Genomic DNA, 21,806 nt, shown 5'->3' on the forward strand with positions numbered 1-21,806 from the left:
CACTCCGGGCGCGAGTCGGCCGCTCACTCGGGCGCGACCGTCCGAATCGGGTGGGGCACCGACTCCTCGCGCAGTGCGCCCAGTTGCTCGCAACAGGACGTCCCGCTCGCGAGTACTCGGTCCTCGTCGGCGAACTCCTCGCGGAGGTCCTCGCCCACGTCCAGACTCAGCTCGTAGTACTCGCGCTTGTAGCCGAAGCTCCCGGCCATCCCGCAGCACTCGGCCGCGGAGGTCTCGACGTCGTAGCCCAGTTCGTCGAGGACCGCCGTGGTGTACCGCTCCAGTCCGAGGGTGCGTTGCTGACAGTGGGCGTGGTAGGCCACGCGCTCGCCCGACGCCGATTCGAGCGCGTCGGGGTCCGCGCCCTCGTCCAGCAGGCCGTAGACGTACTCGAACACCTCGTAGCTCGCGTCGGCGATGCGGTCGGCGGTCGACTCGCCGTCCCCGTCGGCCTCGATTTCTTCCGCCTCCAATCCGCCGAGCAACTTCCGGTAGTCGGCCCGGAACATCGCGAGGTCGCTGGGCTCGATGACCACCACGTCCCGGCCCGCGTCGAGGTGGGGGCCGAGCGCCGCCGCGACTCGCTCGGCCTGGGTCTCCGCCGTGGCGACCATCCCCTGCGAGAGCGGCGCGCGCCCGGACGCCGGCAGGTCGGGCACGCGCACGTCGACGCCCAGCGCCTCCAGCGCCCGGACGGTCGCCTTCCCGCGCTCGACCGCGACGTAGTCGGTGTACGGGTCGGGGTAGAGGACGGCCTCGCGGTCGGGGTCGCCCGCGCCGTCGGCACCGGCTCGCGACGCGCCATCGGTCCGGTCGCGCGACTCGAACCACTCCCGGAAGCTCTCGCGCCGGAAGGTCGGCAGGTCCCGGCGGGCGTCGACCCCCAGCGCGCGCTCGGCCAGCGCCCGGACGCCCGGCGCGCGAGCCAGCCAGTTCGAGACGGGCGCGGTCGCGCTCCCGAGTTTCGCCAGCGTCGAGAAGTTGCCGAACAGTCGCTTCTGGACGTCCAGCCCGCCCGATTCCTCGTCGGGCGTCAGCCCCTCCACGAGGAAGTCGAACCGGCCGTCGTCGGCCCCGCGATTCAGCCGGTCGCGGACCACGGTGTTTATCCACGGCACGTCTATCTTGACGGGACACTGATTCACGCACCGCGTGCAGCCGGTACAGAGGTCGTTGAACTCGCCCGCCGCGTCGAGCCCGTGGACGCCGGCCTCCCACCCGGTCCCGATGCCGCCCGAGTAGGTCTCGCCGCCGAAGCCGTGGCCGCCGACGTGCTGGAAGTTGGCACACGAGTTGAGACACGCCGAACACCGGATGCAGTAGAGGGTCTCGCGCAACTGGTCGTCCTCGCGCATGTCGGTCCGGCCGTTGTCGAGCAACACGAGGTGGAACTCGCGGTCCTCGGTGCCGACTTCGTCGGCCTCGAAGTCCAGCGTGGGCGCGTCGCCCGGCGGCGTCAGGAACGTCACGTACGAGGTGATGTCCTGGCCCGTGCCCGACCGCGCGATGAGTTCCACGAACGCAGACAGGTCCTCGAACGCGGGCAGGAGCTTCTCGACGCCCGCGACCGCGACGTGGGTGTCGGTCGCGGCTACGGTCTTCCGGGCGTTGCCCTCGCTGGTGACCAGCGCCACGGTGCCCGTGTCGGCGGTCACGAAGTTCGCGCCCGTCATCCCCACGTCGGCCTCGGCGATGCGGTCGGCGAGGAACTCCCGGGCGAACGCGGTCAGGTCCGCGGCGGTGTCGAGCGGTTCGTCCGGCTCGAAGTGGGTCTCGAACAACTCGGCGATGTCGGCCTCGGACTTGTGGATGGCGGGCGCGACGATGTGGCTCGGCGACTCGTCGGCCACCTGCAACACGAACTCCCCGAGGTCGGTCTCCCACACGTCCGCGCCCGTCTCCCGGATGGCGTCGTTGACCTCGATCTCCTCGGAGGTCATCGACTTGCTCTTGACCACCGAGTCGGCGTCGCACTCGCCGACCACCTCGCGGACGTACCGATTCGCGTCCGCGGCGTCGTCGGCGAGGTAGACGTGCCCGCCCCGGGACTCGACCGACTCGCGCACCCGCTCGACCAGTTCGGGCAGGCGCTCGATGGCGTCCTCCTTGATGGCGCGGGCCTCGTCTTTCAGCCCCTCGTAGTCGTCGAGGCCGGCCACCGCGTCGTACCGCCCGCGGTTGAACCCCTGGGCGTTCGCCCGCACGCTGTCGCCCTCGGCGTCGAGCAGGTCGCGGATGCGGGCGGCCTTCTGCTGGCGGCTGGCCTGCCCGCCGCTGGATTGCTTGCCGCTCATCGGTCCTCCAGCACGACGACGCTCACTTGCCGGGGGCCGTGTGCGCCGACCACGAGTTCGCCCATGTCGGCGGTCGCGCTCGGCCCGGTGGCGAACACGACGTCGCCGCCCGCCCGCGCTAACTCGGCGGCGCGCTCGACGCCGGCCGCCATGTCAGCGACCACGTCGCTGGCCGCCAGCACCGCGACGTGGTGGCCGGGCCAGAGGCTCGCGTGCTCGTCGCCTGCGGGCGTCGACGCGACCGCGACCGAGCCGTAGTCCGCGACGCCGAACCGGGCGGGCGTCACGCCGGTCCCGGCCGATTCGAGGGTCGACGGGACGGGGTCGGCGTCGACCGACTCGGGGAGCGAGACGCCCGCGAAGGGAAGCGGTGCGCCGACTGCCGGGGGGTCGAGCAGGTCCGACAGCGTCGCGTCGACCTCGGCGGCCGGGATGCGGTGGACCCCGCAGCCGGCGTCGGTCGCGCGGCGCTCGAACCGTTCGAGGGATGTGCTCACGGGTATCGTATCGGGTCCGGGACCACGTAACGATGGGGGTCGCGGCGACCCGCCTCGCCCCGGCTGGGCCCCGCCCGTTCCTCTTCGAAAGGTGATAATTTCGTCCGGGGGCGAGACGAAACGCTAACAACCTCGGAGTGTCTGTCGGATAACGATGTTACGGTCGACGGGGGAGCGGCGTTCGGCCGACCCGGACGCGCAAACGGTAGTGTACGCGGGCGAACCCACGCGAGGGGCGGCCGTGGGGGAGGCGCTGACCGGCGCGGCGGTCGACGCCGAAGCGACCGCTACCGCCGCGCTGAAGCGACTCGACGCCGGCGAGGTCGACTGCGTGGTCGCGGAGGCCGACCTCGCGGACGTCGACGGGGCCGAGTTCCTGAGCGTTGTCGGGGAGCTCTACCCGGCTGTCGGTCGGGTCATGGTGGCCGGCTCGGTCGAGGCGGTGCCCGAGGGCGTTGTCTTCGCGTCGGCGCGGCCCCGCGCGGGACTGCCGACGCGGGTCGCCCGCCGCGTCGAGCGCGCCGTCGAGTGTCGCCGGGTCGCGGCCGAGCGCGACCGACTCGCCGACCGGTTCGAGACGCTGGTCGAGCACTCGCCCGACCCCATCGTCACGGTCGACGAGGACGGGCGGGTGGCGTTCGCCAACGCGGCGGTCGAGCGCGTGTTCGGCTACGAGCTCGACGCGGTGGTCGGCGAATCCGTCGCCCGGCTGCTCGACCCGACCGTCCGCGACCGGTTCGAGGCCGCGCTCGGCGAACTGGCCGCCGACGAGGGCACCGTCGTCCGCGACTACGTGGAACTGCCGGGCCGGACCGCCGAGGGCCGCGAGATACCGCTGGCCATCTCGTTCACCGAGACCGAGCGCCGGGGTCGTCACTACTTCTCGATAATCGTCCGGGACGTGAGCGAGCGAAAGCGGCTCGAGGACCGGCTCGACGCCGAGCGGCGCAAGACCCGCGAACTCCACGACGTCGCGGTGATGCTCGAGGAGGCCGACACCGTCGAGGAGGCGTGCCGGCTGGCCGTCGAGACCGCCGAGCAGCTCCTGGAGTTCGACCTCGCGGCGGTCGACACCGTCGAGGACGGCGAGCTCGTCCCGCAGGCCGTCTCGAAGGGCGTGCCGTCCGACGGCTACTACACCACCACCTCGCTCGACGCCGACGACAAGCTCGCGGCGCGGGCCTACCGTCAGGGTGAGTCCATCCGGACCGCCGACCTCCACGCCGAGGGCGTCACGCCGGCGGCCAGCGGCTACCGGGCGGCCTTGTCGGTGCCGATGAGCGACATCGGCGTGTTCCAGACGGTCTCGGAGCAGGCCGACGCCTTCGGCGAGAGCGACCGCGAGCTCGCCGAACTGCTGGTGTCGCACCTCGCGCAGGCGCTCCAGCGCATCCGCTCGGAGCGGCAACTCGCGGCCGAGCGCGACCGGTTCGCCGCGCTGTTCGAGAACATCCGGGAGGCGACCGTCGACTACGAGCTCCGGGACGGCGAGCCCGTGGTGCGCTCGACCAACGAGGCGTTCGAGTCGGTGTTCGGCTACGACGCCGGAGCGGCGGTCGGCGAGTCGCTGGTCGAGCTCATCGTGCCCGAGGGCCACCACGAGCAGGCCCGCGAGCACGTCGAGCGGATGCGCGCGGGCGAGGACATCGACACCGAGGTCCGGCGGGCGACCGACGACGGCGTCCGGGACTTCCTGCTCCGGACCGCCCAGGTCCCCGGACGCGATTCGGGCGGGTACGTGATGTACACCGACATCACCGAGCGCAAGCGCAACGCCGAGCGCCACCGCTCGATGACCGAGGACGTGCTCGACGAGACCGACGTGGGCATCTTCGTCCTCGACGACGAGTTCGACGTGGCGTGGGCCAACGCCGCCGTCGCGGAGTACTTCGGGCTCGACCGCGACGCCGCGCTGGGGGCCGACAAGCGGACGCTGGTCGACGGCCCCGTCCGCGAGGCGGTCGCGGACGGCGAGTCGTTCGCCGAGACGGTCCGGGCCACCTACGAGGACAACAGCGACGCGGTGGAGTTCACCTGCAACGTCACGCCCGGCGACGGGCGGGCCGAGCGCCACCTCCACCACCGGAGCCGCCCCATCGAGTCGGGCCTCTACGAGGGCGGCCGGGTCGAACTCTACTACGACGTGACCGAGCGGGTCGAGCGCGCGGCGATGCTCGACGCGCTCCACGGCGCGACCCGCGACCTGATGGCGGCCGAGAGCCAGTCGACGATCTGCGAGACGACGGTCGAGACGGTGCGGGAGGTGCTCGACATCCCCTACGCCACGGTGTTCGAGTACGACGCCGAGGCCGACCTGCTCGACCCGTCCGTCCACGCCCGGGGGACCGTCGACGAGATCGGCGAGACGCCCTCGCTCGAGCCCGGCCAGGGCATCGTCGGGAACGTCTTCGAGTCGGGCGAGAGCGCGCACTTCGACAACGCGTGGGAGGACCCGCGAGCCCACGAGGACGGCGCGCCGTCGATTCGGGCCTTCGCGGCGTTCCCGCTGGGCGACTGGGGCGTCCTGTCGGTCGCCTCGACGGCGGCCGGCGCGTTCGACGACTACGAGGTCGACCTCGTGCGGGTGCTGGCGGCCAACGCGGAGGTCGCGCTCGACCGCGCGGCCCGCGAGGCCGAACTCGACGACCAGCGGAGCCGACTGGCCCAGCTCGACCGCATCAACGCGGTCATCCGGGACGTCGACCAGTTGCTCGTCCGGGCGACCACGCGCGAGGAGATACTTCAGGGCGTCTGCGACCGACTCGCCGACTCGGCCCACTACCGGTTCGCGTGGACCGGCGAGTCGATGGCCGGCTCGACCCGGGCCGAGCCGACCGCGTGGGCGGGGGTCGAGGCGGGCTACCTCGACGAGTTCGTCGCCAGGCGCGACGAGGCGGCCGACGGCGAGGGAACCGACGACGGCCCCGCGGCGAGGGCGCTGGCGACCGGCGAGGTGCAGGTCGTCGACGTTCACGGGGACGGGACGCCCCATCCGTGTCGCGAGGGGGCGCTCGAACGCGGCTACCGGTCGGGCGCGGCCATCCCGCTCAGGTATCGGGAGACGGTGTACGGCGTTCTCTGCGTCTACGCCGCCCGCGCCGACGCCTTCGACGACCGCGAACGCGCGGTGCTGGCCGAGCTGGGCGAGACCATCGGTCACGCCATCAACGCGGCCGAGAAGGAGCGGGCGCTGGTCTCGGACGGCGTGGTCGAGGTCGAGTTCCGGATTCACGACGGCACGGGCTTTTTCGCCCGCCTCCCGCGCGAGGAGGGCGGCCGGTTCGAGATCGACGGGGTCACCATGACCGCCGAGGGCTCGTTCGTCTACTTCGCGACCGTCGACGGCCTCGACCCGGACCGCGTGCTCGCGCGGGCCGAGGCGGCCGACGACGTCGAGCGCGCCCGGCTGGTCAACGAGCACGACGACGGCGACCTCTTCGAGTTCGTCTACACCGGACCGTCGCCGCTGCCCCAGCTGGTCGACCACGGCGGCAGCCTCGTGGCGGCGACGTTCACGCCCGACGGCGGCCGCAGCGTGGTCGAGCTCCCCCGGAGCGCCGACGTCCGCACGGTGGTCGAGTCGGTGCAAGAGGCCATCCCGGGGACGAAGGTGGTCGCCCGGCGCGAGCGCGAGCGCCCGGCCCGGACGGTCGAGGAGGTCCGGACCGAGCTGGACGAGGCGCTCACCGAGCGCCAGCGGTCGGCGCTGGCGGCGGCCTACTACGCCGGCTTCTTCGAGTGGCCCCGCGAGAGCAACGGCGAGGAGGTCAGCGAGTCGCTCGGGGTGACCCCGCCGACGTTCCACCAGCACCTCCGGGTGGGCGAGCGCAAGCTCCTCTCGGCGTTTCTGGACGACTAGGCGCGCGACGCGGAACGTCCTCGGGCGCGCCTGACCGTTTCCGAGGACTCGCCTCCAGTTGCGTCCCCGTATCCGAACGCTGTCCGTCGAGTCGGGACGAAACCATAAACCGCCGCGGGTCGTGTCGGGATGCATGGACGGGGAGCGACGGGCGGTCCTGCGGGGAATCGTGGGCGTAGCGGGCATCGCGGTCGGGAGCGGCGCGAGCAGTGCGGCCGTCGAGAGCGACGGGACCGGGCGGGTCGGCCGGCAGGTCGACGCGCGGCTCCGGTCGGGCGTCACGCTGTTCGACCTCGACGGCGACGGCGAGTACGCGACGACGGTCGAGCGAGCGTCCGAGCCGATTCGCGACGACGACCATCCCGAGCCGATTCGGGTGACTTCGGGCGGACGCTCGACCGTCGACTACGCGGTCTCGGTTGCCGAGCCGCCGACCGGGACCACGCTGGGCGGCCTCGACGGGCTGTCGTACGACTACTACGTGGGCGCGGACGAGGAGATTTCGGGCAATACGGACGGGACGACCTCCGGCGGGGCCGACTCGGAATACCTGTCGGGCGACCCGTTTCTGGTGGTCGAGAACGACGACGGCCGCCACGGCGCGTCGCTCGACCTCGGCGGCGCGGGGAGTTCGGGCGACAGGAGCGGGTCGACCGACGAGGGGTGGTCGACGGTCGACGTGCTGTCCCCGGCCACCGGCGGGACGGGCGAGCGCCGGTGGTACGAGTACACGCCGGTCGAGGACGGCTACGACGGCGAGTCGTTCGACGACGCCGTCGAGCGATTCGGCGAGGGGGCGCGGCTCGCGCTGGTGGGCGTGGGGTGCGGGAACGCGGTCACGCCGACTCGCCTCGACGCGGCCTTCGGCAATCTGGTGGTCGACGACGAGACCGTTCGGCTCCCGACCGCGGTCGCGAATCGGGTGTCGTGACCGCATCTGTACCGGCGAGCGCATCTGCATCCGCGACCGCTTCTCGGCGTGAGCCTCTGAGAACCGCAACAGCGGCCGCCTCCGCGACCGCAACAGCAGCTGCGACCGCAACTGGGACCCACCCGCGCCGGAACGCCCCGAAAGGAAAATAATCATACCCCGCGGCTCACAAGCAACGCCAAGAATGACGAGGGAGGGTTCAGATGCGGGTCATCATCGTCGGTGCCGGTGAGGTCGGGTCCTCGATCGCGGCGAGCCTCGCGCACGACCACGAGGTCGTCGTGGTGGACGTCGACTCCGAGCGCGTCGACGCGCTGACCTATTCGCTCGACGTGCTCGCCATCGAGGGCGACGGGACGTCGCTGTCGACGCTCCAGGAGGCGGGCGTCGGGGACGCCGACATGATAATCGCGAGTACCGACGACGACGAGACCAACCTCGTGGCCTGTGGCACGGCCAAGACCGTCGACGACCCGTTCACCATCGCGCGGGTCAAGAACGTCGACTACCTCGACACGTGGCACCACGCCGCCGACCGGGGCGCGTTCGGCGTCGACTTCATGGTCTGTACGAACCTGCTCACCGCCGAGGACATCGTCCGAGTCGTGAGCCTGCCGGCGGCCCGCGACGTCGACTCGTTCGCGGGCGGCGCGGTCCAGATGGCCGAGTTCACGGTGAGCGAGGGGAGTCCGGTCGCCGACCAGACGGTCGCGGAGGCCGACCGCTTCGACTCGCTGACGTTCGCGGCCATCATCCGCGACGACGACGTCGCGATCCCGAGCGGCGACACCTGCATCCGGACCGGCGAGAAGGTGGTCGTCATCGGGAGCCCCGAGAGCGTGCAGGGGTTCGCCCGCGAGGTCGCGCCCGGCGAGACCCCGACCGGCAGCGAGGACCTCGTCATCATCGGCGGCAGCGAGATCGGCTACCACACGGCCAAACTCCTCGAAGAGCGCGGGCTCCGGCCGCGACTCATCGAGCGCGACCACGACCGCGCCCGCGAACTCGCCGAGGAGCTACCCAACACCGTGGTCATGGAGAACGACGCGACCGACGCCGAGTTCCTCGCCCGCGAGCACGTCGACGACGCGGACGCGGTCGTCGCCGCATTGGAGAGCGACGAGAAGAACCTGCTGGTCTCGGTGCTGGCCAAACAGCTCGGCGTGCGCCGGACGGTCGCGGTCATCGAGAGCTCCGAGTACGTCAGCGTGTTCGAGACCGTCGGCGTCGACGTGGGCGTCAACCCCCGCGAGGTCACCGCCGAGGAGATAACGCGGTTCACCCGCGAACTCCACACCGAGAACGTCGCGCTCATCGAGAACGACCGGGCGGAGGTACTCGAAATCGAGGTCGACGCCGACTCCGTGCTGGTCGGCCGCCCGATTCAGGAGGCGGTCGCCGACCTGCCCGAGGGGTTCGTGCTCGGGGCCATCACGCGCGACGGCGAGTTCGTCGTCCCGCGCGGCGAGACGGTGGTCGAGACCGGCGACCACGTCGTCGTCTTCGTCGACATCGAGGTGCTCGACGCCGTGACGGCGAAGTTATGACGCTCCGCGTCGACTGGCGAGCGAGCTGTAGCCTCGTCGGTGCGGTCGTCAAGTGGCTCGCGGTTACGCTGGTGTTTCCGCTGGGCGTCGCGGTGTACTACGGCGAGGGCGCGGCCACGTTCCTCGCGACCATCGCCATAGCGGTCGGGGTCGGTGCGGGGCTCGAACGGCTCGACGACGACCCGGACCTGGGCGCGCGCGAGGGATTCTTGATGGTCGCGCTGACGTGGCTGGCGGTGTCGGTCGTGGGCGCGCTCCCTTACGTCATCGCGGGCAACGGGACGGTCGCCGGTCCGGTCAACGCGCTGTTCGAGTCGATGAGCGGATTCACGACGACCGGGGCGACCGTGATGGGCAACATCGGCTTCGAGGAGCACTCCCGGGCGCTGATGATGTGGCGACAGCAGACCCAGTGGCTCGGCGGGATGGGAATCGTCGTGCTGGCGGTCGCCATCCTCCCGGAACTGTCGGTCGGCGGCGCGCAGTTGATGGAGGCCGAAGCGCCCGGGCCGGGCATCCAGAAGCTCACGCCCCGCATCGCCGAGACCGCCCGGGCGCTCTGGAAGGCGTACCTCGGCATCACGGTCCTGGAGATGACGCTCCTGTTCGGTCTCCACGTCGCCGGCGTCGCGCCGGAGATGACCCTCTACCAGTCGGTCGCCCACGGCTTCACCACGATGGCGACCGGCGGGTTCTCCCCGGCAGCCCGGAGCATCGAGTTCTTCTCGGCGGCGGTCCAGTGGCTCATCGTCCCGTTCATGGTGGCGGCCGGCACCAACTTCGCGCTGTTCTGGCACGCGATGAACGGCGAGTTCGAGGCGTTCGGCGAGGACAGCGAGTTCCGGTTCTTCGTCGGCGTCCTCGGGGCGTTCACCGCCATCACCGCGGGGCTGCTGTTCGCCGGCACGTTCGCCGAGACGCCTGCCATCGGGCCGATAGCCGGGAACCTGGAGGCGTCGGTCCGCCACGCCGCGTTCCAGGTGGTCTCGCTCGTCACGACGACCGGGTACGCCAGCATGGACTTCACCACGTGGGGCGGGGCCGCCAAGTACGTGCTGTTCGTGGCGCTGTTCGTCGGCGGGTCGGCGGGCTCGACCGGCGGCGCCATCAAGGTAGTGCGGTGGCTCGTGATCCTGAAGTCGCTCAAGCGCGAACTGTTCACCACGGTCCACCCGGAGGCGATCCGGCCGGTCCGGCTCGGCGGTCGCGCGCTCGACGAGCGCGCGGTCCGGGGAATCTACGCGTTCACCCTGCTGTACTTCGTCGCGTTCTTCGTCGCGGCGTTCGTGGTCTACGTCGACGCAACCCGCGTCGGACTCGAACTGGTCTCGCTCGACGCGATGAGCGCGACCGCCGCCACGCTCGGGAACATCGGGCCGGGCTTTGGCATCGTCGGACCGATGGAGAGCTATCTGCCCTTCCCGCGGACGACGAAGCTACTCATGGTGTTCCTGATGTGGATCGGCCGGCTGGAGGTCCTGCCGGTGCTGGTCCTCCTGACGCCGACGTACTGGCGGTCCTGACGCCTCTGGGGTCGATTCGTCGGGAATCCGGCTCGAAAAACGTCGCTCGAAATCGCGGCCCGCGGACGGCAGAACGGCTCAGTCCTCGTCCTCTTCGACCACTTCGGGGTCGCTCATCGCGCTCTGGAGGCTGTCGAGCCCGTTGACCCACTCGGTGACCAGCCCGTACTCTATGTCCTCGGTCACCGACATGTCGAGTTCCGCGCCGTCGATGATGCCCGTGCCGGCGGCCGCGACCAGCCCGAGCGCCGAATCGAGGTCCTCGGCCGCCTCGGCCTTGCCGGCTTCGAGGACGTACTCCTCGACGCTGGCCTCCTCGGCCGGCCCCTCGGCGACGTACTGCTCGGCCGCGTAGAAGACACAGACGAGGCTCGTCTGGACGCCGTCGATGAGCATGGCCTTCTCGTCGTTGTCGAACGACACCTCGTCGAGGACGACCTCCCGGATGTCGCCCAGTTCCTCGAGGGCCTCCTCCTCGTCGATGGCGTCGTCGTCGTAGGCCGTGACTATCTTGGCCACCGCGATGGCCACGTCGTCCTGGAGGTTGAGGAGCAGCCGCGCGGAGTCCTCGTTCTCCGGGTCGATTTCCTCCTCCCGGATGCGGTCGAGCCAGTTCTGCCAGCGTTCGTCGGAGTAGAATTCCTCCGGGGGCGCGCTCATGTGTTCTCCGAGTGCTGCGCGCCCCATATGCCTTTCTCTTAGGAGTCGGCACTCCGGGATGGGCCGGCGTTTCACCGGTCGAGCGTGGCTTCGGTGTCGACGCCGTACACCCGCCGAGGCGTCTCGACGTGGGCGGTGTGAATCGCCTCGTCGTACCCCTGTTCGCGCAGCCACCGCACGCGCCGGGGTACGGTCCGGGGTCCCATGACCGCGCCGGGTCGGTCGGGGTCGTCCACGAAGTCGGTCTCCATCAGGAAGGGGTCGGCGCGCTCGGCCGCGACCTCCAGCCGGTCTTTCTCGCTCATCACGCTGGGCGTGGGGCCGGCGAGTCGTCCGCCCGCGTAGTGTTTGACCACCTTCAGCGGGTCGAGTCCGGCGGCCTCGGCCCAGTCGGCGACGTCGGTCAGGTCGTCGCTGGCCTCGGTGTGAAGCTGGACGGCACAGTCGTTTTCCGCGCCGAGTTCGAGCCCGTGGCGCAACGCTTCGTTCGACGCCGCCCACACCGCGTCGCTGGTGTCGTAGTGGGGCCGACCGGTCTTGAGCGCGAGCGCCCGGCCGTCCGCGACGTACTCGGCCGCGACGTCGAGGCCGGCCTGCATCAACTCGCGGGCGTCCGCCGGCGAGACGCCTCGGTCGTCGACCAGTTTCGAGACGAGGCCGGGGTGGACCCCCAGCACGGGCCACGCCCGGCCGTCCAGAATCCCGGTCGCGCGCTCGACCACGTCGAGGGTGGTCTCGAACACGGGCCGGAACTCCTCGCCGGATTCGGGTTCTACCCCGAGCAGCCACGAGGGCTTGTTCACCACCAGCAGGTGGGTGCCGCCGCTCCGCGCGAAGTCCTTCACCGCTTCGAGGCCCCGGCCGTGGTCGGGGTCGAGGTGGAGGTGGTCGTCCAGCACCGGGGTTCCGAGGTCCTCGCTCATGGGTGTTGGTTGGCGCGAGACCGGGAAAGTCCCGGCGGTTCGGGCGAGTGCGGTTCGACCCGAACGCTCGGCGCGGTCCCCGTGACTCCTCGGCCGTTCGAGGGACGACCGACTGCAACGGAGGGGCGACCGGGGAGTCTGCCGTCGCGGTGCGGTCGCGGACGGGGCACCAGCCACGGATTTCTCGTCGTCCCGGCCGAACCGCCGAAACGAGACAACTCACTCCGATACGAAAGCCGGTACGAACGACGAGAAATAATATCCTCGGGCACGCACGGACGGACATGACCGACGACACCTCGTCAGGCTCCGGCCCGCGAACCGTCCGGTCGCTCGCGGTCACGGTCGCCGACGTAGTGACGGCCTACGAGGCCGGTCGGCGGAGCGGGCGGCGACCCGTCCTGCGCGCGACGCCGCCGTTCGCCGGGCGGATGCGCGCGCGGCTACACGAGGCCAGTTCCGACGCGAAGGCGAGCGACTCCGACCTCGACCCCGACACCGGGGCGCTCCACGTCCCGCCCGCGCGGTTCGTCGACGAGGGGGCGATTCCGGCGTACCCCGACCCGGACGACACCGAGGACGCGCTCCGCGCGGACCCCGACGCGGAGTTCACGGTCGAGCGCCACCGGGAGCGCCACGTCGACGCGGTCGAGGCGTGGCGCGAATCGGTCCGGGAGTCGCTGGTCGAGACCGTCGAACTCCGACTCGGCGAGGGGACTCGTCGGGTCGCGGTCAAGACGCTCGGCGCTTCCGGGGAGTGACCGGCGCACGACGCGGTGGACGTGTGACCGTCGGACCTGTGACGTCTGGACCGTGACCGGGACAGCCCCACCGAAACTGCGAGTGCAGACGGTGTCGAGTGCAGGGCGACGCTAGCTGCTCGAGCCGATGCGAACCGCACCGCATCCGCACGGCACCGCGGCCGCTTCGCACCCTCACTCCCCGACCACGACCGCGTCGTGGGCCGCGTTCCGGAGCGCGTCCGAGCGGCCGTGTTCGCCCGGCGCGAGTGCCACGGTCCGGACCCCGTTGTGCGCGGCTTTCTCCAGCACGGGCTTGAAGTCGGTGTCCCGGGAGGCGACCGCCAGCACGTCGACTTCCGCCCCGAGCGCGAACTCGGTGGCGTCGACCGCGAGCTTCACGTCCACGTCGCCGCTGGTCACCGTCACCTCGAACCCTCGGGCCTCACCCGCCTGAATCAGTCCCGGCGTGGCGTGTTCGTCGAGGTAGAGCCGGGCGGCGGTCAGCCGGCCCTGCCGTTCGGCGACTCGCCGCACGTCGTCGAGGTCGACGTCGAACTCCTCGCGGAGGACGTTGGGACCGTCGACGAACAGCGCGACCGTCGTCGCGTCGTCGCCGGACGCGTCGCCGAGGAGCGAACGCAACGATTGCATGCCCCGGGGTAGACGCCGTTCCGGTTTAGCGATGCCGGTCCACGCCCAGTCGGTCGGTCGAGTACCGGCGAACTCCCCCGAAAATTTCTCTGGTAATTCTCTAAATATACAAATCCTATACTAATTCATTACAGCAAAAACTAAAATTTAAATAATTGCGCCGTGATTGGTAGTCTGAAGCATGACAGACGACAGCACGAACGCGTTCGACCGTCGTACGTTCCTCAAGGCGACCGGCGTCGCGGGCGCGACCGCCGCGCTCGGTGGCGTGACCGCAGCGACTCCCGGGCGCGAGCCCGGCCCGAAGACCGACGAGATCATCGTCGGCGTCTCCGCGGGTGCCGGCGACGTCGAGTCCACGGTCACCCAGTACGTCCCCGGCGACGCCGAGGTCGTCCACAAGAACGAGACGCTCCGCTACGTGTCGGTGAAGTTCCCCGAGCGGGCCGCCGACGTCGCACGGGACAACTTCGCCGAGGCAATCACCCGCAAGGACGGCATCAAGTACGCCGAGCCCAACGCGACCCACGAGGCGCTGCTGACGCCGGGCGACCCGCAGTTCGGCGACCAGTACGCGCCCCAGCAGGTCGACGCGCCCTCGGCGTGGGACACGACGACCGGCTCCCCGGACGTCACCATCGCGGTCGTGGACACCGGCGCACAGTACGACCACCCCGACCTCGCGGACAACTACGCCTCGAACCCCGGGCAGGACTTCGCCGACGGCGACGCCGACCCCGCGCCGGACGACCCGTCCAGCGAGTACCACGCCACGCACGTCTCCGGATGCGCCTCGGCGGTCGTGGACAACGACACGGGCGTCGCCGGCCAGAGCAACTCCTCGCTCATCAACGGCCGCGCGCTCGACGAGAGCGGCAGCGGGTCGACCACCGACATCGCGGACGCCGTCGAGTGGGCCGCCGACCAGGGCGCGGACGTCATCAACCTCTCGCTCGGCGGGGGCGGCTACACCCAGACGATGAAGAACGCGGTCAGCTACGCCACCGACAACGGCGCGCTCGTCATGGCGGCGGCGGGCAACAGCGGTTCACAGGGCGTCAGCTATCCGGCCGCCTACAGCGAGTGCGTGGCCGTCTCGGCGGTCGACTCCAACGAGAACCTCGCCAGCTTCTCGCAGTACGGCAGCAGCGTCGAACTCGCGGCCCCCGGCGTCGACGTGCTCTCGACCACGACCCAGCAGCGGGGCTCGTACGAGACGCTCTCGGGCACTTCGATGGCGACGCCGGTCGCGTCCGGCGTCGCGGGCCTGACGCTCGCCCAGTGGGACCTCGCGAACAACGAGCTTCGGACCCACCTCAAGAACACCGCCAAGAACATCGGCCTGTCCGACGACGAGCAGGGCAGCGGTCAGGTCAACGCCTACAACGCGGTCACCACCGAGCCCGGCAACGGCGGCGGCGGCGACGACCCGGACGACCCGAGTGACCCCGTCTCCGAGACCCTCTCCGGGTCGCTGTCGGGCTACTGGGACTACGACGACTACACGTGGGAGTGGGAGTTCAGCGGTCCGAGCCAGATAGTCGTCGAACTCGACGGTCCCGCGAGCGCCGACTTCGACCTCTACGTCAACGAGGGGACGACGACGCCCGCGTCGCCCGAGAACTACGACCACCGCTCTATCAGCACCAACAGCCAGGAGACCGTCACCGTCGACGACCCCGACACGTCGACCCCGCTCCAGATCGATGTCGACGCCTACAGCGGGTCGGGCAGCTACGACGTGACGATCACCGAGTACCAGTAACGGTCCCCGGTTCCCGGCCGCCCATTCTTTCGCGCGTCGGTGGCGGGACCGAACCGGGCTCTAACGGCTCATCGGCACTGCCGCGCGCCACGCCAAGCTTCAAATACGGAAACGAACCAGTTCACCTCGACCGGCCCGCGAAACCAACCGCCGGTCCGATACCATGACGCACTGCTACAACTGCGGTCACGCCGGTACGTTCGTACTGCTCGTCGAGTTCGCCATCGCGGTCCCCCGCACGGTCCCCGACCGGACGGCTCCCGACGCCGTCGTCGCGGACCGTCGTGCCGAATCGGGCCGGGCCGCCCGGCCCCGGGGCGGGGCCGACCCGTCGTTCGCGGTCCAGTGTCCGGTCTGCGGTAGCACCGACGTCGGCGTCGCGCCCGCCGACCTGCTGGCTCGCTACGGGTCGAGCGTCACGTCGTAGCGGTCGCCGGCCGCACCGTCTTCGTCGGTCGTCCACCCCACGAGCCGCGCGTCCGCCCGCCGCGCCGCGGCCGCGAGCCGGCGGTCGAGGGACGCGACCACGTCGCCGCTCCACCACGACCCGACGCGCGCCCGGCCGCAGAGCCACACCGACCGTGGCTCGCGCTCGGCGGCCAGCGTCGCCGCCGCGTCGACCGCTCGCCCGACGTCCCGTCCGTCGTACCGTCGGATGGTCCGTCCGCAACGGGTCTCGGCGGTCACGAGCAGCGACCCGCGCCGCCGGTCGGGCACGACCCGCGCGGTGACGCTTGGCGCGACCGTCACGGTCGCGGGCGGCCGCGGCGGTGCGGTCCGGCCACGCACCAGCACCGTTCGCGCGCCGGTTCGGTCCGCTCGTTTCCGGATTTGATTCATCGTCTCACTAGCCATAATTGACTATATAGTCGGAAACGTCGAAGCAGGATAAGCGTGTCGGACGGAGCGGTCGAGCCGACTCGGGCGGCGGGCACGCGATGCGGGCGGACGGCGGTCCGGACGCGACCGGCGACGCCGGGACCCACGACGCCGGTCCGGTCAGCTTCGGCGAATCGGCTCCCCGTCCGACGAACTATCGCTCTCCCGATATCTCGGTCCGATAGTCGAAATAGCTAAGAGTCCATAACAACACCGATGCATAATACTCGACCCGATGAGCGAAGACACCGACGAGAAGATACTCGGCACGACGACAGTCACCCAGCGATGGCGAATCAGCCTCATCAAGGCCGTCCGCGAGGAGTTCGCGGCGGACGGTCTCGACGTCGAGGAAGGCGACAGGCTCGTCTACAAGCTCCGGGACGGCCAAATCGTCGTCGAACCGGCGTGAGCCGTCGTCGCGCTCTCTATCGCTTGGACAGCAACCACATCATCGAACGCCCTCGCCGCGCTTGCGGTCGCCGAGACGACGACGCTGAACGCCAGTTCTGTCGGAAGCGAGTTGCGACACTTCACGTCGCTCAGGAAGACGCGTGGGCCCGCCAGCGCGCGCCGGGCGCGGTCGGCGTCGCCTGACCCAGCTTCACCTGCGTCTCCGAGGAGTGGCCCTCCGGAAGACAAACCATTACGTGCCGGGACCCGAATCCCCGGACATGAGCCTTCGGAAGCCGCCGCTGCGAGACGCCCACGACGCCGAGGGAGCGACGTTCACCGAGTTCGGCGGGTGGGAGATGCCCGTCGAGTTCGACTCCATCACGGCCGAACACGACGCCGTCCGGGAGTCGGCCGGCATCTTCGACGTGTCCCACATGGGTCAGATCGAGGTGTCGGGCCCGGACGCCGAGGCGCTGACCCAGCAGCTCACCACCAACGACGTGACCGCACTGGACGCCGGCGACTCCCAGTACTCGATGATAACCGACGAGAGCGGCGCGATTCTGGACGACACCGTGGTCTACCGGCTCCCCGAGGACGCCGAGGCGACGTTCGTCTTCGTCCCGAACGCGGGCCACGACGCCGAGACGTACGACCGGTGGGTCGACCACCGCGACGAGTGGGGACTCGACGCCGAGGTGACCAACGCCACCGAGGACTACGCCATGTTCGCGGTGCAGGGCCCCGACGCGCCGGACCTCGTGGCCGAGGCCGCCGAGGAGTCGGTGTCCGGCCTGTCGTCCTTCGAGGCGGCGTTCGTCGAGTTCGGCCCCGCCGACTGCTGGACCGCTCGCACGGGCTACACCGGCGAGGCCGGGTTCGAGCTGATGGTCCCGGTCGAGCACGCCCGAGCGATATGGGACCTGTTCGACTGCCAGCCCTGCGGCCTCGGGGCGCGCGACACCCTCCGGCTGGAGCAGGGGTTCCTGCTCTCGGGCCAGGACTTCGACGCCGAGGACAACCCCCGCAACCCCTACGAGGCGGGCGTGGGCTTTACCGTGAAGCTCGACACCGAGTTCGTCGGCCGCGACGCGCTCGAACGAGTCGCCGAGGAGGGCCGCGACGAGGCGTTCGTCGGCCTCAAGCTGGTCGACCGCGGCGTCCCGCGCCACGGGTACGACATCACGGACGACGACGAGGACGTCATCGGGCAGGTCACCAGCGGCACCATGAGCCCGACGCTGGACGAACCCATCGCGCTGGGCTACGTCCCAGTCGAGTACGCCGACCCCGGGACGACCGTCCGGGTCGTCATCCGCGGTCAGTCGAAAAAGGCAAAGATAGCGAGCACGCCATTCGAGAGTGAGGACCAATGAGCTTCGAAGTGCCCGACGACCGCAGGTATCTGGAATCGCACGAGTGGGTAACGACGGACGCGGACACCGCCAGAATCGGCATCTCCGACTTCGCGCAGGACGAACTCGGCGACGTGGTGTTCGTCGAACTCCCCGACGAGGGCGACGACCTCGCCGCCGACGAGGAGTTCGGCGTGGTCGAGTCCATCAAGGCGGTCTCGGACCTCTACTCGCCGGTGAGCGGCACCGTCGTCGACGTCAACGACGCGCTCGGCGACCAGCCCGAACTCGTCAACGACGACCCGTTCGGCGACGGCTGGATGCTGGCGGTCGACCTCGACGACGAGAGCGAACTCGACGACCTGCTGTCGGCCGAGGAGTACCGCGACCAGATCGAGTAGAAGCGCCCGGCGTCGAGCCCCGAGACACCGGCCTGCCCCGCCTGTCGCAGCGCCAGCGGCGTGCCGGCCGTCCGGTCGGGACCCCCGCGCTCAGAGCGGCACCCAGTCGGTCCGGAGGTCCCGGTCGGGGACGTGCCAGCGCTGTTCGGCCGTCCGGTCGTCGGTCGACTCGGCGAGCCGCAGTTCCACGACCGCGTCGACCTCGGCCGCGAGTTGCGTCGCCGCCTCGCTCCCGCAGGGCGCGGGCAACACGAAGTGGGCCATCGCGTCGTGGGTGCGGACGTATCGCCCGACGGCCCCCAGACACTCCCGGACCTGCTCGACGCCGTAGAACTCGATGAGCGGTTCGAGCGAGTCGATGCCGACGCGGACGTCACCCGGGGAGACGGTGGTCGCGCCCGCAGCGAAGTCGTCGATGGCCTCGAAGAGCGCGGACCGCAGCCCCGCCAGTTCGGGGTCGACGATGCGGGTCTCGGTCACGCCGGCCAGCTTCGGCGGCGTCCGGGTGCTGGTGGCGGCGGTGACCGACCGGAGCGTCCCGGCGTGGTTGAGGACGTGCGTGGTCTCGGTGAGCGGGCGAGGCGTCACGTCCGGGTCGGGGAGTCGCCCGGCGATGCTCTCGGCGGTCGCGTCGGTCACCGCGAGGACCCGATACCGGAGCTCCTCGTCCGCGCCCAGGAGCTTCGCGCTCGCGCGGGTGAAGAGCTCTCGGGGAACGTCGCCCGTGACGAGTATGGAACAGCCGGTCGACTTCAGTCGGTCTAACAGCCTCACGAAGTCCTCGAGGCCCTCGTCGACTCCGCCGGGGTCGTCCGCGGGGGCGTCCGGGTTCGGGGGTGCCATTGACTCTCGTACCCTGGTTATTTCTAACGAGGGGGAATAAAAATTTTCCTTGACGAATGGGCCACCAACGCGACGACCGGAGATGCCCCGAGGGAGTTCGGTCGAGCCGAGTCGCCCGCCCCGAGAAACACTTGTTGAGACGGACTGTCGTTCCTTTTCACTCACTTATATACTCAAATATATTTAGAAAAATAAAAATATTTTCATATATAACGACATTGATGGTGGTTGATTGTATGGAAATTCTCGAAAGGGTGTTACAACGGCCGGCGGTCGTGAACGCGATGTGGGTCGGGATGATTATCGTGACGAAGGCAGGCATCGAGGTGAACGGTTGTCACTGCGGGAAAACCGGGCCGTAGTCTACTGCTGGCCGAACCAGAGGTCGCTCCAAACCAGATTTCTATCCACGATTAATGGCTCCGGAGGGCCGTCTATAGCGCCCTGAAATTCGTCGTACGTGAGCGTCAGCCGAATCGGTGGCCCGCCGATGATGTGGAACTCGTCCATCACCGTCACGATTGGTTTGTACATCGACCCCATACCGTTGTCTCGAACCGGGTGCGAACGTGGTTCGAGGGTCACTGTTTCCTCGCTTTCGTCTAGTATATTGAATAGCACCGGGAATATCCCCTCGTTCTCGACGATTATCGTGCCCGGGTCGCCGACGACCGCGTACCGATTCCCGATGGAGGTGTACTCCCGGACGATTTTCATCGTCGCGCCCACGTCGAACCCGTGGTGAAGCAGTCGCGCCACGGTCCGGCCCACCTCGACCGCGCCCTCGTTGAACAGGTCCGACAGGCTCACGATGGCGGCGTTCGCGCCGGCCTTCACGAGGTCGATTCCCTGGTCGTGGGACCGACAGCCGTTGAGGAGCGCGGTCGTCGCACCGGTCGAGTCGAGCGCGCCGGCGTCGAGCACGCCGTCCGAACACTGGAAGCCCGCGCCGTCGATGTGGCCGATGAAGTGGAACAGGTCACAGTCCCGGGTGAGCAACCCGCGGAGTTGGTCCGTCGAGACGCCCGACTCGCTGGTCACGTCGACCCGGACGTCCTCGCGGCTGGCGTAAATCTCGCCGACCGAGTCCCACTCCTCGCGCATCTCGTCGTCGTTGCACACCACGGTCACGTCGATGGTGCCGTCGGAGGGCTCGGGCGTCTCGTGGACGAACGCCTCGCGGACCAGCTTGGTGCCCCGGAGCGGCGTGCCCTCGCCGACCCACGCCTGTTCGAGCGCGTCGACCTCCGGCAGCGAGACGTACTCGTCGAGGTCGGGCGTGCCCCGCGTCGCGTTCCGGTTGCCCTCCTCGGTCGTCCGCTGGAGCGGTCCCGCCGACCGGGTGAAGCCGTCGGCCGTCGCCTCGGCCCGCGACGGCCCCCGCAGGAACTGGTCGAGCTCCTCGTCGAGTTCGCGCTGGGCGTCGGTCACGGGCGGGGCCTCGTCGATCGCGACCTCCGGACGGACCAGCGACAGGTCGTTGACCGCGTAGGGGAGCAACTCGACGGCGTCGGCCGTCGGCTCGACGTGGGTGACCCGGTGCCACGGCGACTCGACGGCGGCGACCGCCTCGTCGTCGACCGCGAGGTAGCGGTCGAGCCGCTCGGCCGGGGGCGCGTCGTACAGCCCCGCGAGGTCGAGGTCGACGCGGGATTCGAGCACGTCGCGCTCGTGGAGGTCGTCGGGGTACAGCCCCTCGGTCCGGACCACGCAGTCCAGGAAGAACACGCGCTTGAGCGTCGCCGCCACGGCGTCGGCCACCGCTTCGGGCTCGTCGCCCAGCGAGCGCGCGACCCCGTCGTCGGTCAGGACCGCCCCGCGGTCGCCCGGCACCACGTCCGCGCCGAGATAGTACGCCAGCGGCGCGACCGCGTACACCGCCCAGTACTCGGACGGGACCGCGACGCGGATGCCCGTGTCGGGCGCGTCGAGGCCGTCGGGAATCGAGAGCTCGTCGCCGCGGGCTATCTCGGGCGGGTGGCCCCGGAGCGTCGGCCACGCCCGCTCGGGCGAGGTGGTCTTGAGCGCCGACCCGAACGTCGACGCCGCCGCCATCATCGCCTCCGGGTCGTCGGGCACCGTGACGGTCTCCCCGGGCGCGCTGTGGTACGACCGCGCGCCCACCTCGACGGCCGTCTCGCCGTCGAACTCGAACCGGACCGCCTCGGTCGTGACCGTTATCTCGCCCGCGCCCGAGACCCGCAGGTAGAGCTTGATGGGCGAGTGGAGTTCGAGCAGGTGGTCGCCGTCCGCGAGCCGGTGGGTCGTCGGGCTGTCGACCGACGCGCGCGGGTCACCGTTGGGCTCGCGGACGTCCACGGGCGTCATGTACCGGAGCCCGAGCCGCGCGACCGAGATGCGACACGCGGTCGAGACCGGAAACGCGAACGCGTCGGGGTCGGTCGGCGTCGGGTGGACGGGTCGGTCGGTCAGCAACGAGACGTGCCGGGTCTCGACCGGGTCGATGACGTCCAGTCCCGTCGGGTCGGACAGCGGCTCGAAGTTCGGATTCAGAGACATGAGAGTCGTGTGATGGTCG

At 70.1% G+C, this 21,806-nt stretch carries 19 protein-coding genes; 11 read left to right on the top strand and 8 right to left on the bottom strand.

What is annotated here, in order from left to right:
* Positions 1 to 23: 23 nt before the first annotated feature.
* Together EPL03_RS04795 and EPL03_RS04800 are read right to left on the bottom strand one after the other, a co-directional pair.
* Positions 24 to 2,294 (bottom strand): LUD domain-containing protein, encoded by a 2,271-nt coding sequence (locus EPL03_RS04795; protein ID WP_135828180.1) that lies wholly within the window; start codon positions 2,292 to 2,294, stop codon positions 24 to 26.
* The gene (locus EPL03_RS04800; RefSeq protein WP_135828181.1) at positions 2,291 to 2,791 is read right to left on the bottom strand and encodes an LUD domain-containing protein; all 501 of its coding nucleotides are present in this window, start codon (positions 2,789 to 2,791) and stop codon (positions 2,291 to 2,293) included. Before EPL03_RS04800 ends, EPL03_RS04795 begins: the two co-directional genes overlap by 4 nt.
* 154 nt (positions 2,792 to 2,945) lie before the next feature.
* Between EPL03_RS04800 and EPL03_RS04805 the strand changes: the two genes are divergently transcribed.
* The 4 genes from EPL03_RS04805 (at position 2,946) to EPL03_RS04820 (ending at position 10,651) form a co-directional block, all read left to right on the top strand.
* A complete protein-coding gene (locus tag EPL03_RS04805; protein WP_135828182.1) occupies positions 2,946 to 6,650 on the top strand; it encodes a GAF domain-containing protein in 3,705 nt (1,234 codons plus the stop codon).
* A 133-nt stretch (positions 6,651 to 6,783) separates the two neighbouring features.
* Positions 6,784 to 7,581 carry a hypothetical protein gene (locus EPL03_RS04810; RefSeq protein ID WP_135828183.1) on the top strand — a complete coding sequence of 266 codons (798 nt, stop codon included), beginning with the start codon at positions 6,784 to 6,786 and terminating at the stop codon, positions 7,579 to 7,581.
* 203 nt (positions 7,582 to 7,784) lie between these two features.
* Positions 7,785 to 9,128: a Trk system potassium transporter TrkA gene (gene trkA / locus EPL03_RS04815; protein WP_135828184.1), complete on the top strand. Its 1,344-nt coding sequence runs from the start codon at positions 7,785 to 7,787 to the stop codon at positions 9,126 to 9,128.
* Positions 9,125 to 10,651 (top strand): TrkH family potassium uptake protein, encoded by a 1,527-nt coding sequence (locus tag EPL03_RS04820; RefSeq protein WP_135828185.1) that lies wholly within the window; start codon positions 9,125 to 9,127, stop codon positions 10,649 to 10,651. Before trkA ends, EPL03_RS04820 begins: the two co-directional genes overlap by 4 nt.
* 78 nt (positions 10,652 to 10,729) lie before the next feature.
* Here the strand turns inward: EPL03_RS04820 and EPL03_RS04825 are convergent, their stop codons facing one another.
* Positions 10,730 to 11,311: a DUF2150 family protein gene (locus EPL03_RS04825; protein WP_135828186.1), complete on the bottom strand. Its 582-nt coding sequence runs from the start codon at positions 11,309 to 11,311 to the stop codon at positions 10,730 to 10,732.
* 71 nt (positions 11,312 to 11,382) lie between these two features.
* Entirely contained in the window at positions 11,383 to 12,234 is an 852-nt protein-coding gene (locus EPL03_RS04830) for a TatD family hydrolase (protein WP_135828187.1), read from the bottom strand.
* A 284-nt stretch (positions 12,235 to 12,518) separates the two neighbouring features.
* On the opposite strand from EPL03_RS04830, the gene EPL03_RS04835 reads away from it, so the two are divergent.
* Positions 12,519 to 12,995: a hypothetical protein gene (locus tag EPL03_RS04835; protein WP_135828188.1), complete on the top strand. Its 477-nt coding sequence runs from the start codon at positions 12,519 to 12,521 to the stop codon at positions 12,993 to 12,995.
* A 174-nt stretch (positions 12,996 to 13,169) separates the two neighbouring features.
* Here the strand turns inward: EPL03_RS04835 and EPL03_RS04840 are convergent, their stop codons facing one another.
* Entirely contained in the window at positions 13,170 to 13,628 is a 459-nt protein-coding gene (locus tag EPL03_RS04840) for an NYN domain-containing protein (RefSeq protein ID WP_135828189.1), read from the bottom strand.
* A 181-nt stretch (positions 13,629 to 13,809) separates the two neighbouring features.
* On the opposite strand from EPL03_RS04840, the gene EPL03_RS04845 reads away from it, so the two are divergent.
* Together EPL03_RS04845 and EPL03_RS04850 are read left to right on the top strand one after the other, a co-directional pair.
* Positions 13,810 to 15,393 carry a S8 family serine peptidase gene (locus EPL03_RS04845; RefSeq protein WP_135828190.1) on the top strand — a complete coding sequence of 528 codons (1,584 nt, stop codon included), beginning with the start codon at positions 13,810 to 13,812 and terminating at the stop codon, positions 15,391 to 15,393.
* Between the two features lie 163 nt (positions 15,394 to 15,556).
* Positions 15,557 to 15,820: a hypothetical protein gene (locus EPL03_RS04850; RefSeq protein ID WP_135828191.1), complete on the top strand. Its 264-nt coding sequence runs from the start codon at positions 15,557 to 15,559 to the stop codon at positions 15,818 to 15,820.
* Here EPL03_RS04850 and EPL03_RS04855 read toward each other — a convergent pair.
* Positions 15,796 to 16,248 carry a hypothetical protein gene (locus EPL03_RS04855; RefSeq protein ID WP_135828192.1) on the bottom strand — a complete coding sequence of 151 codons (453 nt, stop codon included), beginning with the start codon at positions 16,246 to 16,248 and terminating at the stop codon, positions 15,796 to 15,798. The genes EPL03_RS04850 and EPL03_RS04855 overlap by 25 nt on opposite strands.
* Positions 16,249 to 16,507: 259 nt before the next feature.
* Between EPL03_RS04855 and EPL03_RS04860 the strand changes: the two genes are divergently transcribed.
* From EPL03_RS04860 to gcvH, 3 genes are all read left to right on the top strand, one after another.
* Positions 16,508 to 16,684: an AbrB/MazE/SpoVT family DNA-binding domain-containing protein gene (locus EPL03_RS04860; RefSeq protein WP_135828193.1), complete on the top strand. Its 177-nt coding sequence runs from the start codon at positions 16,508 to 16,510 to the stop codon at positions 16,682 to 16,684.
* Between the two features lie 262 nt (positions 16,685 to 16,946).
* Positions 16,947 to 18,044 carry a glycine cleavage system aminomethyltransferase GcvT gene (gcvT, locus tag EPL03_RS04865; protein WP_135828194.1) on the top strand — a complete coding sequence of 366 codons (1,098 nt, stop codon included), beginning with the start codon at positions 16,947 to 16,949 and terminating at the stop codon, positions 18,042 to 18,044.
* Positions 18,041 to 18,424 carry a glycine cleavage system protein GcvH gene (gene gcvH, locus EPL03_RS04870; protein ID WP_135828195.1) on the top strand — a complete coding sequence of 128 codons (384 nt, stop codon included), beginning with the start codon at positions 18,041 to 18,043 and terminating at the stop codon, positions 18,422 to 18,424. Before gcvT ends, gcvH begins: the two co-directional genes overlap by 4 nt.
* A 90-nt stretch (positions 18,425 to 18,514) precedes the next feature.
* Here the strand turns inward: gcvH and EPL03_RS04875 are convergent, their stop codons facing one another.
* A complete protein-coding gene (locus EPL03_RS04875) occupies positions 18,515 to 19,267 on the bottom strand; it encodes a DUF7504 family protein (RefSeq protein WP_135828196.1) in 753 nt (250 codons plus the stop codon).
* 236 nt (positions 19,268 to 19,503) lie between these two features.
* On the opposite strand from EPL03_RS04875, the gene EPL03_RS20610 reads away from it, so the two are divergent.
* The gene (locus tag EPL03_RS20610; protein ID WP_280178826.1) at positions 19,504 to 19,629 is read left to right on the top strand and encodes a hypothetical protein; all 126 of its coding nucleotides are present in this window, start codon (positions 19,504 to 19,506) and stop codon (positions 19,627 to 19,629) included.
* A 1-nt stretch (position 19,630) separates the two neighbouring features.
* On the opposite strand, the gene EPL03_RS04880 is transcribed toward EPL03_RS20610, so the two are convergent.
* Positions 19,631 to 21,787, bottom strand: coding sequence for a hypothetical protein (locus EPL03_RS04880; RefSeq protein WP_135828197.1), 2,157 nt, complete (start codon positions 21,785 to 21,787; stop codon positions 19,631 to 19,633).
* Between the last annotated feature and the right edge of the window lie 19 nt (positions 21,788 to 21,806).

The sequence above is a fragment of the Halorussus halobius genome (assembly GCF_004765805.1).
GTDB classification, from domain to species: domain Archaea; phylum Halobacteriota; class Halobacteria; order Halobacteriales; family Haladaptataceae; genus Halorussus; species Halorussus halobius.